Source organism: Rhodococcus sp. Leaf225, assembly GCF_001426145.1.
GTDB lineage: Bacteria > Actinomycetota > Actinomycetes > Mycobacteriales > Mycobacteriaceae > Rhodococcoides.
In genome coordinates this window covers 767,418-782,869 of record NZ_LMRN01000009.1, presented here as the reverse complement: position 1 = coordinate 782,869, position 15,452 = coordinate 767,418, and the positions used below count along the sequence as shown (strand labels likewise).

Genomic DNA, 15,452 nt, shown 5'->3' with positions numbered 1-15,452 from the left:
GGTGTGGACGGATCCCGTCATGAGCTCCGCATGGCGAGTCCGATACCCGTCGAGGTCAACGGCACGACGTCGATCTCGGTGCCGTCGGCGAAGCCGTCGCACGACTCGCTGTCGCCCCGGCCCGCGTCGGTGACCACCACGGCGAGATCCTCGAACTCCCCGGCGTCCACCGCCGACAGGTCCGACGGGGTGGCGAACAGGTGCGTCACCCACTGATCGAGCAGCACGTCCGTCAGCGACTCCGCCGCACCGTCCTGCACCAGCACAGCGGCGCCCGCGACACCGGCGACCAGCGCCCGCAGCGCCTGCGACACGGTCGAGACCGCCGCCGTCGCGAACAACCGGGACTCGTAGTCCACGGCGAGTCGATCGAGTTCGGCGGACACGATGCCGGAGAGCTCGTCGAACGTGAGCACGCCGACCGAGCCCGTCCCGGTCGGCAGGACCAGCGCCGGATCGGCTCCGTTCTGCGGGCGTGCCCGATCCGCGTACGTGACGGGGCGCGCGGAGAACTGCGCCACGTCGTCGGCGGCGTCGTCCACCGACAGGATCAGCGGCGCCCGACTCCCGTTGCGGGATGCGCCGGACAGCACGATCACGTCGGGTGCGACTCGGCCGATGTCCAACGCCGCGCCTGCCTTGAGGATCCCCCACCACAGGGCCAGGGTGTCCGTGTCGAGGCCGGAGTCGCCGGACCGGACCGCGACCGTCGACCCGGCACCGACTCCTGCCCCCGCGAGCCAGCGCGCCAGGCGGTTGGAACGAGCGTCGAGGTCGGCGTAGCTGACCTCGTTCTCGCCGATCACGACGGCGGGGGCGTCCGGATCCGATTCCACGGCCGACGCGAACGACGTGACCACCGACGGTCCCGAGTACGCCGCGGGAGTCGTGGGCTCCACCACGGGCGCCGCGGTGACCACCTCGGCGAGCGGCAGATCGGCGACGACGCGCGTGGGTTCGGTGACCCCGGCCCGCAGCACCGACGCCAGATGCCGGCCGAAGGTCTCCACCGTCTCCTCGTCGAACAGCTCGGTCGAGTACGTGAACATCATCGTCATGTCGCCGCCCGGCTTCCGCGAGCCGTCGTCGTCGACCGTGAGCAACAGATCGAAGTTGGCGGGCTCGAACGGATTCTCCAGTTCGGACACGGTGATCTCGGGCAGCTCCACCCGCGCCGGCGTGATGTTGCGGAACGCCAGTGCGGTCTGGAAGAGCGGCGGCACCGATCCCGTGCGCTGCGGCGCGACGGCGTCGACGACGGTCTCGAACGGCACCTCCGAGTGCGCGAACGCGTCGACGTCCACGCGACGGGCTGCGGCCACCAGTTCGGCGAAGCTCAGATCCTCGTCGACCCGCAGACGCAGGGCCACCGTGTTGACGAGCATGCCGACCAGGTTGTCGAGCGCCGGATCTCCGCGGCCCGCGAGAGCGGTGCCGATCGCGATGTCCGTCGATCCGGACAGGCGGGAGAGGACGACGGCGAGTGCCGCGTGCACCACCATGAATCGCGTCGCGTTGTGGTCGCGCGCCAGTGCCTCCACCCGGTCCGCCGCGAACCCGTCCACTGCGAAGTGGACGGACGCACCCTCGCGGGTGGGCGACGCCGGCCGCTCCCGGTCACGCGGCAGGTCCAGCTCCGGGGGCAGGCCGTCGAGAGCCTGCTTCCAGTAGGCGATCTGGGCGGACGCGACCGACTCGGCGTCGCGGGGCGAGCCGATGACGTCGCGCTGCCACACCGCGTAGTCGGCGTACTGGACGGGGAGCGGAGCCCACGCGGGGTCGGCGCCCTCGGTGCGTGCGAGGTAGGCGGTGACGAGGTCGCGGGTCAGCGCCACGCGGCTCACGCCGTCCGCGGCGATGTGGTGCACGACGATCGCGAGCACGGCCTTGGTGGAGACTTCCGGATCTCGGAACACCGCGAGCCGCAGCGGGACCGCCGTGGTGACGTCGAAGCCGCGCGTCGCGAGGGCGACGAACTCGTCGATCCACCGCGCGGACGGAACATCCTGGACGGCGAGCTCGACGCCCGCCTCGTCGACCGTCAGGATCTCCTGCCGCGGTACGCCGTCCGTCTGCGGGTACACGGTGCGGAGGATCTCGTGTCTCGTGACGAGGTCACGAACAGCACGACGCAGTGCCATGAGATCGAGACGGCCTTCGAGCCGGATACCCAACGGCAGGTTGTACATCGGCGACGACGGGTCGAGCCGGTTGCTCAGCCACATGCGCTGCTGTGCGAGTGCCAGCGGAATCACATCGGGACGGGGACCCGCGACGAGCGCGGGTCGATCGGACGCACCGAGCTCGGCGACGACCGCCGCGAGACGCGAGACGGTGGTCGCATCGAACACGGCGCGGACCGGAACGTGCACGCCCAGTTCGGTACCGATGCGGGACGCGACCTGGGTCGCGACGAGCGAGTTGCCGCCGAGTCCGAAGAAATCGTCGTCCAGGCCGACGGGTGTGACGTCGAGGATGTCCTCGAAGACACCCGCGATCGCCTTCTCCACCCGCGTCTCGGGTGCGCGGTACGTGCGATCGGAGTCCTCGGTGACCTCGGGCAGCGCCTTGCGGTCGAGCTTGCCGTTCACGGTCAGCGGCAGACGGTCCAGCTCGACGATGCGCGCGGGAACCATGTACGCCGGCAACAGCGAGGCGACGTGTTCGGTGACTGCCACCGCGTCGACCGTGGAGCCCGATTCGGGCACCACGAACGCGACCAGGACGTCGCCGGCCGGGCGCCGCACCACCGACGCGGCGGCGCCCGCGACACCGGGCGTGGACGCCACGACGGTCTCGATCTCGCCCAGTTCGACGCGGAATCCGCGGATCTGCACCTGGGCGTCCGCACGTGCGAGGTACTCCAGCGCGCCGTCGCGGTTCCACCGCACGACGTCGCCGGAGCGGTACATCCGCTGACCGGCCAGGTACGGGTTGGCCACGAAACGCGTCGCGTTCAGGTCGGGGCGACCGACGTAGCCCTGCGCCAACTGATCACCCAGGACGTAGAGCTCACCTGGAACCCCGACGGGTACGGGCCGCAGGGCGTCGTCGAGCACAATGCCGCCAAGACCCGGGACGGGAACGCCGATGACGCTGCCCTGGGCCGCGGCCGCGAATGCCGCCGTCAACTCCTGGTAGGTGACGTGCACCGTCGTCTCGGTGATGCCGTACATGTTCACGAGCCGGGGACTGTCGTCCGCGTGCCGCGCGTACCAGCGCTGCAGCTGCGACAGATCCAGCGCCTCACCGCCGAAGACGACGTGGCGCAGGGACAGCTCGGTGCCCGCACGGTCGCGCTCGGCCTCGGCGAGTTGATAGAACGCCGACGGTGTCTGGTTGAGCACCGTCACGCCCCGGTCGGCGAGCATGTCGAGGAAGTCGCCCGGCGAGCGAGCGGTCCAGTGGTCCACCACGACGACGCTGCCGCCCGTGGTGAGCGCGCCCCACAACTCCCACACCGAGAAGTCGAAGGCGTAGGAGTGGAACATCGTCCAGACGTCGTCGGGTCCGAAGCCGAAGTACTGCTCGGTGTTCGTCAGCAACGTCACCACGTTGGTGTGCGGGATCGCCACACCCTTGGGGTTACCGGTGGATCCGGAGGTGTAGATGATGTACGCGACGTCGTCCGGCCGCGCCACGGGCAGCAGCGCGGTGGACCCCGACTCCGAATCCGATTCCGCCGCTACGACATCGGTGTCCACGACGACGGTCAGGCCGTCGCGCCGCACCTGGTCCTCGAGCCGAGCGGAGACCACGGCGAAGCGCGCACCGGAGTCGGCCACGACGTAGTCGACCCGGTCGCCCGGATACTCGGGGTCGATCGGCACGTAGGTCGCGCCTGCCCTCATGACGGAGAACAGCACGGCGACCAGATCCACCGACCGGTCGCACACCACCGCGACCCGATCGCCGGACCGCACCCCCAGCGCGTACAGCCTCGCTGCAGCGGCGCGCGAACGAGAGTCCAACTCGCCGTAAGTGATCGACACCTCGCCGAACCGCACTGCACTCGCTTCGGGGTGGCTCGCCGCGTGATCGAGCACCCGCGAGACGATGGTGTCGTCGCCCACGGGACGGCCCTCGGACACGCGCTGGATCGACCTCTCGGCGACCACGCGGTCACTGGCGTCGAGCACGTCGATGTCGGCGACAGACACACTGGGATCGTCGACGATCGTGGTCAGCACCTGCACGAACCGGCGTGTGACGGCCTCGATTGTCGAGGCGTCGAACAGTGTCGACGCGTACGAGAACGTGGCCGGCATACCGGCAGGACGGCCCGCGTCGTCGGTGCGGTCGGTCATGGTCAGCTGCAGATCGAATTTGACCACCTGCAGATCGAGATCGACCGTGGACAGGCGCAGTCCGGTGAGTTCCACCGTCGAGTGACCCATGTTCTCGAACGCCAGCATCACCTGGAAGATCGGGTGACGCGACTCCGACCGCGCCGGGGACAGCACCTCCACGAGGCGCTCGAACGGCACGTCGCTGTTGGCGAACGCCTGCAGGTCACGCTCGCGGACGTGGTCCAGCAGCGCGTCGAACGGCTGGCGGCTGCCCACGGTGGTGCGCAGCGCCAACGTGTTGACGAACATGCCGACGAGGTCGTCGATCGCCGCGTCGCCGCGTCCCGCGACCGGGGTGCCGATGACGATGTCGTCGGTCGAGCTGATCTTGGCGAGCGTCACGGCCAGCGCCGCGTGCACCACCATGAAGAGCGTGGTGCGATGGCGGCCGGCCAGGTCGATCATCTTCGCGTGGAGCTCGGCGTCGATCTCGAACGCGTGCGCTCCTCCGCTGAGCGACGACCGGGACGGACGAGCACGGTCGATCGGGAGCGGCAGCAGATCCGGTGCGTCGCGCAGGGTCTCGACCCAGTAGCGCTCCTGCTGCGCGATGAGCGACGTGGGATCGTCCTCGGACCCCAGCACCTCCCGCTGCCACAACGTGTAGTCGACGTACTGCACGGGCAGCGGGGTCCACGTGGGCGCATAGAACGCGATGCGGGCGCTGTAGGCCGCCATCAGGTCGCGCGCGAGGGGCGTCAGAGACGCACCGTCTGCGGAGATGTGGTGCACCACGATCGCGAGCACGTGATCGGTCTCGCTGATCTGGAACAAACGACCGACCAGCGGGACGTGCTCCGTGACCTGGAAGGTGGTCATCGCGAAGGAGATCAGCACGCCGTGCAGGTCGTCCGCGTCGACCGGTACGGGTGTCAGATCCGGTACCACGGCCTCGGGCTCGTGGGTGACCTGGACCGGTCCGTTCTCGGTGTCCGGGTAGGACGTCCGGAGCGCTTCGTGACGGTCGACCACGTCCATGATCGCGACCTGCAGCGCGGCGATGTCGAGATCGCCCTCCAGACGCAGGGCCAGCGGGATGTTGTAGGCGACGGACGACGGGTCGAACTGATTGAGGAACCACATACGCCGCTGTGCGAGCGACAAGGGCACAGGACCGGTCCGTTCACGGCGCACGAGCGGCATGCGGGTCTCGCCGCGCGCACCCTGCTGCAACCGGGACGCGAGCGACTCGACGGTGGGCGCTTCGAAGAGGGTGCGCACCGAGACCTGGGTTCCCAGGGCGGCGCCGAGGCGGGAGACGGCGCGCGTCGCGATGAGCGAGTTGCCGCCGAGAGCGAAGAAGTCGTCGTCGAGTCCGACCCGCTCGACGCCCATCAACTGCGTGAACACTGTCGCGACGATCTCCTCCACGACAGTCGTCGGCGCGCGAAATTCGCGTGTCGCCAGCACCGGCTCGGGCAGACGGCGGTGATCGATCTTGCCGTTGACGGTGACCGGCAGATGATCGAGCACCACCACCGCGGCGGGGATCATGTGCGACGGTAGATGCTGCGCGGCGTGGCGGAGCAGTTCCGAGTGCTCGAGCGTGATGTCCGGGCGCAGCACGATGTACGCCGCGAGCACCGTGGCCCCGGACGACTGCTTGTGCGCCACGGTGACGGCGGTACGGACACTGGGATGCTCCGCGAGCACCGCGTCGATCTCACCGAGTTCGATGCGGAAGCCGCGAATCTTCACCTGCGAGTCGGCGCGACCGACGTAGATCAGGTCCCGATCCTCGGTCCACCGAACCAGGTCGCCCGTGCGGTACATGCGCCCGCCCGACTCGGCCCACGGCCCGGCCACGAAGCGCGTGGCGGTGAGGGCGAATCGGTTGGCGTAGCCGCGGGCGAGATCCACGCCGGCGAGATACAGTTCGCCCACCACACCCACGGGTACTGGGCGAAGTCGGTTGTCCAACACCACCTGTCGCGTTCCACGGATAGGGGAACCGATGGTCACGGGCGCACCGGGCTCCAGTGGGTCCGAGATCGACCCGATCATGGTGGTCTCGGTGGGGCCGTAGGCGTTCCGCAGCGCGGTGCGGGAAGCCCAGCGTGCCGCCACCTCGGACGGCAGTGCCTCACCGGCGCTGATGATGGACTCGATCTGCTCCAGCCCCTCCGGCTCGAGTGATCCCAGTGCCGCAGGCGTGATCACGACGTGCGTGACTCTCTTCTCGCGGATGTAGTCCGCCAGGTCCTCGCCGCCGAACACTCCTGACGGAGCCAACGCCAGCGTCGTGCCGGCGGACAGAGCCATCAACTGCTCGAAGATCGACGCATCGAAGCTCGGGGAGGCGACACCGAGGACGACGGACTTCGTCGACACACCGTACGTCACCGTCATCTCGCCGATGATGTTCGACAGACCGTCGTGACCGACCGTCACGCCCTTCGGCAGACCGGTGGAACCCGAGGTGTAGATCATCCATGCTGCCGTGAACGATCGCACCGGCGCCGTGCGGTCGGCGTCGGTCAGCCGTGCGGGCGAGCAGACGGCCAGATCGTCGCCGAACTCCGGATCGTCCACGACGAGCCACTCGATCGTGTCCGGGAGGTCCTTCACGTGTCTGCGTGTGGTCAGCCCGATCCGTGCGCCGGAATCACCCAACATGTGCGCGATGCGTTCGACGGGATAGGCCGGGTCGATCGGGAGGAACGCGCCACCGGATGCCACGATCGACCACGTCGCGTGGATCATCTCGACCGATCGACCGAGTGCGACCGCGACGACGCTCTCCGGTCCGACGCCCCGCGAGATCAGCAACCGGGCCAGGCGGTTGGAGCGCGCGTCGAGTTCGGCGTACGTGACCGATTCCGACCCGCACGTGACGGCCACCGTGTCGGGGGCGGCGTCGACGGCGCGGGCGATGATGGCGCCGAAGGTGACCTGCGGGAAGCTTTCGCCGCCCAGCGCGGGAACGAAACGCTGCCGCTCGTCGTCGGTCAGCACCTCGAGTGATCCGAGCGGAGCATCGGGTTCGGCACCGATCAGGGCCTCGAGGAAGCGCACGAAGCGGGCACGATGCGCGTTCAGCTGGTCCTGCGTGTACCGCAGCGGGTTCGCCTCGAAGTCGATCCGCAGCTCCCGACTGTCCGCGCCGGGATAGATGTTCAGCGCCAGATCCTCCACCGGACCGGTGGTCAGCACGTTGTACGAACCGTTGACGGCGCCGAGCCGCAATTCGTCGTGGAACAGCATGATGTTGATCGACGGACCGAACAGTCCACGCTGGGTGGCCGACTCACCGCTGTCTCGGCGGATGTCCTCGTGGCGGTATCGCTGACGACGCAGGGCGCCGGTGAGTTCGAGTTGCGCCTGGGATGCGGACTCGGCGACCGTGCAGCTCGGCGGCAGTGCCAGACGCAGCGGCACGACGTTGGAGACCATGCCACCCGACCGGCGCATGACCGCGGTCGTGCGCGCTGACACCGGGAGGCTCAGGACCGTGTCCTCGGCTCCGGTCATGCGGGAGACGAACGCTGCGAAGGCAGCGACGACGAAGGGAGCCGAGGCGGTCCCGAGCGAGGTCACGCGCGCGTCGAGCCGTTCGGCCAGATCGGTGGACACGAAACCACCGGCGATCAACGCGGGCGATGTCGGCGGCGCTGTGACGGATGACAGCGACGGCGGGTCCGGGAGGCTGCGTACCTTCTCGGCCCAATACGCGGCGTCCTTCTCGAAGCGGTCCGACGATCGGTACTTGGCGTCGTCGACGTACAGGTTGTGAAGATCGACGGCCTTGGACGGTTCGGGCTCCTCGCCGTCCATCGCAGCCGTGTACAGCGCAGCCGTACGTTGGATCATCGTCATCGCGCCGAAACCGTCCAGCGCGACGTGATGGATGCGGGAGTACCAGAACCAGCGCTCATCGCTCAACCGAAGGACGTGGGAGACCACCAGTCGGTCGACCAGCATGTCCACGGGTGCGCTGTACTCGCGTGTCATCCACTCCATCGCCGCTGCTTCCGGATCGGACTCGGAGCGCAGATCGAAATAGGAGATGTGGTCGCGCATGCTCAGATCGACGTACTGGTACGGCTCGCCGTCCACCTCGGTGAGACGCAGGTAGCCCGATCCGAACTCGCGCCCGGCCCGGTCGAGAGCGTACTCGAGAACGTCCAGGTCGAGGCTTCCGTTCAGTTCGACATAGTGCGCGATGGAAATCGGGACGTCACCGGCGAGTTGCTGCGCGAACCAGATGCCGCGCTGTGCTCCCGACAGCGGGAACGCGCCCTCGGGCAGCACTCCCGCCGAGCTCACCTGCGTCTTGCTCGTCACCGTCTCGTCGGAGCGGTCGTCGTCAGCCGGTCCGCCGTCGAACCGTGCACCGTCATCCACTCGTCTACTCCCCGTGATCTCTCGCGACACCGTGCTCGCGCACCGCGCCCCGGCCGACCGAGCCCACCGTCGTGAACGGTGGCAGGACAGCGATTCCCCCGATTCGCGATCCGTACCCGGCGCTGTGCCCGTCGATTCGCCCGTGGGCGTCGTGCTCCACTTCCACCTCATTCCTTACCGGAATGCGGGCGCCACTCGTTACGTCGCTGATCAGTGACGATGAATCGACGTGGTCGATGACAGTCCTTTCGTTGGCAAGCAGCCCTCCATGCTAGTCGACCACGTCGGGTACGACCCAACGCGCTCGCCGCGCAACGCGAGAAAGGGGTGTGTGAGCAGGGACGACGCCCTCGGAACACGGTCCCCACCCCCGTCACGAGGAATGGCACGAAAACGGTCGACGATCCCGTTTCCGGAGGGATTGTCGGACTTTCCACCGAACAGGCGCCGCCCGTGGCCCACCGACGCGCCGAATGCGGCCCGCGACGCTCCCGGCGGCGTCGACCGGGCGTGGAACATGCACCCACACCGCGAGACTGTTGTCACACATCGACACTACCGCCGGGTAGCGACACTGGTCGGGTTGCTCGGCCACCGCGTGTGTCTCCGACACGGTGGCGAAGGCTCAGGACACGTGGGTCGCGCGCCCACCGCTGATCGTGGCGATCACCGGAACGGACCGCAGGTCGGCGTTCGACAGGACGTACGGGGACTCGGCGAGCACGACGAGATCGGCGGCGGATCCGACGTCGACACCTGCGCGCCCACCCGATGCCGCCCGCAGTGCGACGTCCATCGGCACCGCCTCGCCCGGATGCCAGGACGGTCGCTCGTCGTCGGTGCGGAACACGGCGTCGGCGACGGCCGACCGCGGATCGGGCGGGGAGACGGGAGCGTCGGACCCGAACTGCAGCAGCGCGCCGTGGCGGTGCAGCGAGTGGTAGCCGTACGCGATCGATCGTCGGCCGGACCACAGCACGTCGGCGACGTCGCGGTCGGTCACCGCGTGCTGAGGCTGGACAGAGGCGACGACGCCCAGCGCCGCGAACCGGTCCAGGTCTCCCGGGCGGACCTGCTGCGCGTGCTCGACGCGTCCACCGACGACGGGGAGAGCACCCGAGTCCATGAGCGCGCGCACGGTCTCGAAGGCGTCGAGCACGACGGTGTTGGCGCGGTCACCGATGGCGTGCACCGCGGCGGCGATCCCACCGCCCGCCGCGCGCGAGATCAATCGCACCAGCTCCGGATGGTCGACGAGCAGCAGCCCGTGTGCCTCGGCGTCGTGCGTCGCCGGCGCCGCGTGCCCCGCGTCGGGATAGGGGTCGTGGCAGCAGGCCGTCCGCGTGTTGAGCGACCCGTCGGCCATGATCTTCAGCGGCCCCATGCGGAGCATGCGGCCCGTGTCCGCGGCGACGTCGCCGGTCCGGTGGCCGGCCGCCAGAGTCTCGTCGAGCCACGTCGGCCACGTCGACGCGCTCACCCGCACCGCCGGACGACCGGAGGCGAAGCGCCGCGTCCACGCGGTGAGGTTGTCGTCGAACTCGAAGTCGAGGACCTCGGTCACGCCCCGCGCGGCGAGATCCTCGGTCGCCTCGCACACGTACTCGTCGAGCACGCCCGTACCGACACGCGCGTCGACGGCACTCGCGATCGCGATGGCGTCGTGATCGCGGAAGACACCGGTGGGGTGATCGACCGCGAGCTCGCGCAGCAACGCCGGGGAGAGCCAGACGGTGTGCAGATCCATGCTCGTCACCGCGACGGACACACCCGGCAGCGCGGCCTCGAGCATGTCCTTGTGCGGTGCGTCCGGCCAGAGGGCACCCCGGAAGCCCTGTGCACGAACGTCGCCGGTGAGGCCCGACGCCACCAGCAGGTCGACGAGGTGCCGTGCACTGGTGGCCGCGCCGACGTCCAGTCGGCGGCGCGCGAGTGCCCACTGCGCCATGTGCAGGTGCCCGTCGACGAACCCGGGCAGCACCACTCCCCCGCGCCCGTCGACGACGGTCTCGGCGGAGGCGGGAGTCAGGCGCTCCCCGGGTGCCGAGATCTCGCTCACCAGGTCGTCGACGATGCGGACGTCCGAGAGGTCGTCCCGCGCGGGATCGACGCGCACACGTTGCAGCAGCACGATGTCAGACCCTAACGGTGCGCGGGTCAGGTCAGTTCGCGAGAGGAGTCCTTGAGATCGACGCCGGACCGCCCGAGCGTGCGCGCACCCGCGACCAACGATGCCGTCACCCGCGCCGCGTGGTCGTAGTGCATGCCGCCGGGCGGGTGGATGTTCGAGATGCAGTTGCGCTCGGAATCGTTGCGGCCCGGCTTCGGACCGTGCGTCAGATAGATGCCGAGGCTGTCCGCCACCGAGAGACCGGGACGCTCGCCGATGACGACGATCAGCGTGGACACCCCGAGCGCAGCGCCCACGTGGTCACCCAGCGCCACCCTGGCCTGGGTCGCGATCACCGGAGGCGCAATGGTGAACGTACCCAGCGACTCCTTCAGCGCAGCGAGCAGACCCGCACCGTGATCCATCAGCGCCCGCGGGGACAGACCGTCGCACAACACGATTCCGATGTCCGCGTCGACAGTGTCGACACCGGACAGGTCCTCGGGCTGCCGTCCCAGATCGGGACGACGCAGATACTCGCTGCGGGTGGACGCCTTGCTGGACACGACCACCGGATCCCCGAGTCCGACCGCGGCGATCTCCCGGGCGAAGCTGTCGGTGTCGAGCGGCATGTGGACCGCGTCCCGCGCCGCGGCGTGGGCGGCACGGAACTCGAGCACCCGCGTCGTCGGAAGGGCGTCCCCCGCCCGGCCGAGCCCGATGCGCGCCTGCGTCGTGACACGCAGGTCGGTCCAGAAGTCCGGTGTGCTCATGCCGGCGTCGTCAGTGCTCGCAGCGGCGACGACGCGGCGTCGACGGGCAGGACCCGCCCCGCGTCGTCGGTCATCCCCAGCCGGTGCATCCACGCCTCGAACTCGGGAGCGGGCTTGAGGCCCAACACCTGCCGGACGTAGAGGGCATCGTGGAAGGACAGGCTCTGGTAGCCGAGCATGATGTCGTCGGCACCCGGCACGGCGATGACGAAGGCAGCGCCCGCGGCACCGAGCAGCGTCAACAACGTGTCCATGTCGTCCTGATCCGCTTCGGCATGGTTGGTGTAGCAGACGTCGACACCCATGGGCAGACCCAGGATCTTGCCGCAGAAGTGATCCTCGAGGCCGGCGCGGATGATCTGCTTGCCGTCGTACAGGTACTCGGGTCCGATGAAGCCCACGACGGTGTTGACCAACAGCGGATCGAGCGCCCGCGCCAACCCGTACGCGCGGGTCTCGAGCGTCTGCTGATCGACCGGCTTGCCCCCGGTACCGACGTGCGAGTTCGCGGACAGCGCCGAACCCTGGCCGGTCTCCAGGTACATGACGTTGTTCCCGACGGTGCCGCGGTGCAACGACTTTCCCGCCTCGTTCGCCTCGAGGAGCATCGGCACCGTCACCCCGAAACTGGAGTTGGCACCCTCGGTTCCCGCGATGGACTGGAACACGAGATCCACCGGGACACCCTTGCCGATCAGGTCCACGGTGGTGGTGACGTGGGAGAGCACACACGACTGCACCGGAATCTCGAAACGCTGGCGGATCTCGTCGAGCAGGTACAGCAGATCGGCTGTCGCAGCAGGTGAGTCGGTCGCCGGGTTGATGCCGATGACGGCGTCGCCCGAGCCCATCAGCAGACCGTCGAGCGTCGCCGCGGCGATTCCGTGCGGGTCGTCCGTCGGATGATTGGGCTGCAGGCGGGTGGCCATCGTTCCGGGCAGACCGATGGTGGTGCGGAACGCCGAGATCACCGTCGCCGCCCGCGCCACCGCGATGAGATCCTGGTTGCGCATGATCTTGCTCGTCGCGGCCACCATCTCCGGGGTGAGCCCCGGCGCGACCTCCCGCAGTGTCCGGGCGCTGTCGGGTTCCGCTGCGACCGTGAGCAACCAGTCCCGCAGACCGCCCACCGTCAGATGCGAGACAGCGTCGAATGCCTGCGCGTCATGGCTGTCGATGATGAGGCGGGTGACCTCGTCGCTCTCGTACGGCACCACCTGCTCGTCGAGGAACGTCTGCAGCGGGAGATCCGCCAGAACCCAGGCGGCGGCGGCACGTTCGGCGTCCGACTCCGCCGCGCAGCCTGCGAGTTGATCGCCCGATCGCGCCGGGGTGGCCTTCGCCATGACCTCGACGAGACCGTCGAAGGTATAGGTCGATCCCGAGATCTGCTGGTGGTAGGTGCTCACCCGAGTTCGTCCTCGGCAGCGGCGAGCGCCGCGAACTCCTCGTCCGGAGAATTGGCCACCAGGTGATGGCGGCTGTAGACGCCGAAGTAGACCATGAAGAGCGCGAAGACGACCAGGCACCACAGCGCCGCCTGGCTGTCCACGAGGAACGTCGCGATCACGGCGAAGGCCGCGATGACGAGCGCGAATCCGGTCGTGACCGTGCCGCCCGGCGTGCGGTACGGGCGCGGCATGTCGGGCTCGCGGCGACGCAGCACGATGTGGCTCACCATCATCAGAACGTAGCTCAGCGCTGCCCCGAAGACGGCCATGTTCAACAACATCGAGCCCTTGCCGGTGAACGTCAGGGCGAAGCCGATGACGCCGGGCACGATCAGTGCCAGCGTCGGCGCCTTGCGGCTGTTGACGACGGACATCGACTTCGGCAGGTAGCCGGCGCGGCTCAGCGCGAACAGCTGCCGGGAGTAGGCGTACATGATGGAGAAGAAGCTGGCGATCAGACCGGCGAGGCCGATGTAGTTGACCACCGTCGCGGCGCCGCTGTCTCCCAGCGCCTCCACCAACGGGTTGCCCGACGCCTGCATCGCGTCGGCTCCGCCGGCGCCCGTCACGAGGATCAGCATGGCGGCGGCGGTCACCAGCAGCACCGCCATGGCGGCGATGATGCCGCGTGGCACGTTGCGCGCCGGATCCTTCGCTTCCTCGGCCGCGAGCGGCACGCCCTCGATCGCGAGGAAGAACCATATCGCGAACGGCACCGCGGCCCAGATCCCCAGGTACCCCATCGGCAGGAAACTCGAGGCGCCCGCGGCATCCGTCGGGGCGATGTCGGTGAGGTTGGAGGCGTCGAACTGGAAGATCGCGGCGACAGCGAAGATGACGAGGCCTACGAGAGCGATGCCGGTGATGACGAACATGACCTTCAGCGCTTCACCGACACCGGCGAGGTGCACGCCGATGAAGATGGCGTAGACGGCGAGGTACACCCACCACCCGTCGGTGATCCCGAACAGGCCGAGCGATTCGACGTAGGCGCCGATGAACGTCGCGATGGCCGCGGGGGCGATGGCGTACTCGATGAGAATGGCTGTGCCGGTGGCGAATCCGCCCCACGGTCCGAGCGCGCGCCGGGCGAACGTGTATCCGCCGCCCGCGGCCGGGAGCGCAGACGACATCTCCGCCATGCCCAGCACCATCGCCAGGTACATGCCCGCGATGAGGATGCCGGCGATCAGCAGACCACCGAACCCGCCCTGCTCGAGTCCGAAGTTCCACCCCGAGTAGTCACCCGAGATGACGTAGCTGACACCCAGCCCGGCCAGCAGCACCCACCCCGCGCTGCCGGTCTTGAGCGTGCGCTTGGCCAGGTAGTCGGACGATTCTGCCTGAGAATCGGACGCCACGGGGCGCGGTTCCTTCACGGCCATGGGTGAGCCTCTTTCGGAGTGTGGGCGGGTGTGAGGGTGAGGCTAGGACTGCCGTGTTGCGGGGACGTTGCTGCTGTTTTGCCGATCCGGTGCAGAAATGCTCAGTGAGCGACGATTTCCGCACCGGATTCCGTCGAACGGGAACCTCCCGGAGCGAAGAACCGTCCATCTCGCATGCTGAACGAGGTGATCGGAAGCCAGGACGGGGTGATCACGGCAGCGCAGGCCCTCGCATGCGGTCTGTCGCGTCAAAGTATCGACCGCCGTGTACGTGGCGGCGTCTGGATCCGGGTGGCGCCCAACGTGTACTTCGTGAACGACCGCGAGTTCACCGACCGGGCACGTATCCGCAGTGCGGTGTGGGGCTCGGGCGCAGGTGCCACCGCATGCGGTATGACTGCTGCGTTCTGGCTCGACCTCGTCACCACACCACCCCGCATCGTCGACGTCACCACCCCTCGCCGGGGGCGAAGCCACGCGCTGAGCGGTACCCGGGTACGGCGTCGCGACCTCACCTACTCGGACGTCGTCGTGCGCAGAGGCGTTCGAGTCACGGCTCTGGCGCTGACCGTTCTCGAGGCATCCGTCGACCCGGCCGGAGGCATCGCTGTGATGGACCGCGCACTCGGCAGACACACGACCGTGTCGGCTCTGCGTGCCGCACACTCCCGCAACGCCGGCCGCCGCGGAGCCGCCGCAGCCGAACGGATGCTGCGCGCCGCCGAGGGTGGTGCGCGGTCGGAGGCCGAGCGGTTGTTCATCAGGTTGTTGCGAGCCGGCGGCATCACCGGTTGGATCGCGAACTACCGCTTCGGCGCCTACGTCATCGACTTCGCGTTCCCGGCAGTAGGGCTGGCGATAGAGATCGACGGATGGGCGTTCCATTCGGATGTGACCGCCTTCCGACACGACCGGCGCCGTCAGAACGACCTGAGCCGGGACTGGACCGTGCTTCGCTACACGTGGGCGGACCTCGTCGAGCGTCCCGCGGCGGTGCTGGAGGAGATCCGGTGCAGAATCCCTCGCTGAGCGACGATTTC

The 15,452-nt window shown here is 68.8% G+C and carries 6 protein-coding genes; 1 reads left to right on the top strand and 5 read right to left on the bottom strand.

Translation table 11 applies throughout. The features are described from left to right. Positions 1-17: 17 nt before the first annotated feature. From ASG69_RS08110 to eat, 5 genes are all read right to left on the bottom strand, one after another. Positions 18-8,693: a non-ribosomal peptide synthetase gene (locus tag ASG69_RS08110; RefSeq protein WP_056441810.1), complete on the bottom strand. Its 8,676-nt coding sequence runs from the start codon at positions 8,691-8,693 to the stop codon at positions 18-20. 625 nt (positions 8,694-9,318) lie between these two features. Beyond that, the gene (locus ASG69_RS08105; protein ID WP_056441806.1) at positions 9,319-10,824 is read right to left on the bottom strand and encodes an amidohydrolase; all 1,506 of its coding nucleotides are present in this window, start codon (positions 10,822-10,824) and stop codon (positions 9,319-9,321) included. A gap of 26 nt (positions 10,825-10,850) precedes the next feature. Then, positions 10,851-11,576 carry an ethanolamine ammonia-lyase subunit EutC gene (gene eutC, locus ASG69_RS08100; RefSeq protein WP_056441804.1) on the bottom strand — a complete coding sequence of 242 codons (726 nt, stop codon included), beginning with the start codon at positions 11,574-11,576 and terminating at the stop codon, positions 10,851-10,853. Next, positions 11,573-12,985, bottom strand: coding sequence for an ethanolamine ammonia-lyase subunit EutB (locus ASG69_RS08095; RefSeq protein WP_056441800.1), 1,413 nt, complete (start codon positions 12,983-12,985; stop codon positions 11,573-11,575). Before ASG69_RS08095 ends, eutC begins: the two co-directional genes overlap by 4 nt. Next, complete coding sequence (gene eat / locus ASG69_RS08090; RefSeq protein ID WP_056441797.1) at positions 12,982-14,412, bottom strand: ethanolamine permease; 1,431 nt, start codon at positions 14,410-14,412, stop codon at positions 12,982-12,984. The genes ASG69_RS08095 and eat overlap by 4 nt, the downstream gene beginning before the upstream one ends. A 174-nt stretch (positions 14,413-14,586) precedes the next feature. On the opposite strand from eat, the gene ASG69_RS08085 reads away from it, so the two are divergent. Continuing rightward, positions 14,587-15,441, top strand: coding sequence for a type IV toxin-antitoxin system AbiEi family antitoxin domain-containing protein (locus ASG69_RS08085; RefSeq protein WP_056441794.1), 855 nt, complete (start codon positions 14,587-14,589; stop codon positions 15,439-15,441). The last annotated feature ends 11 nt before the right edge of the window (positions 15,442-15,452 follow it).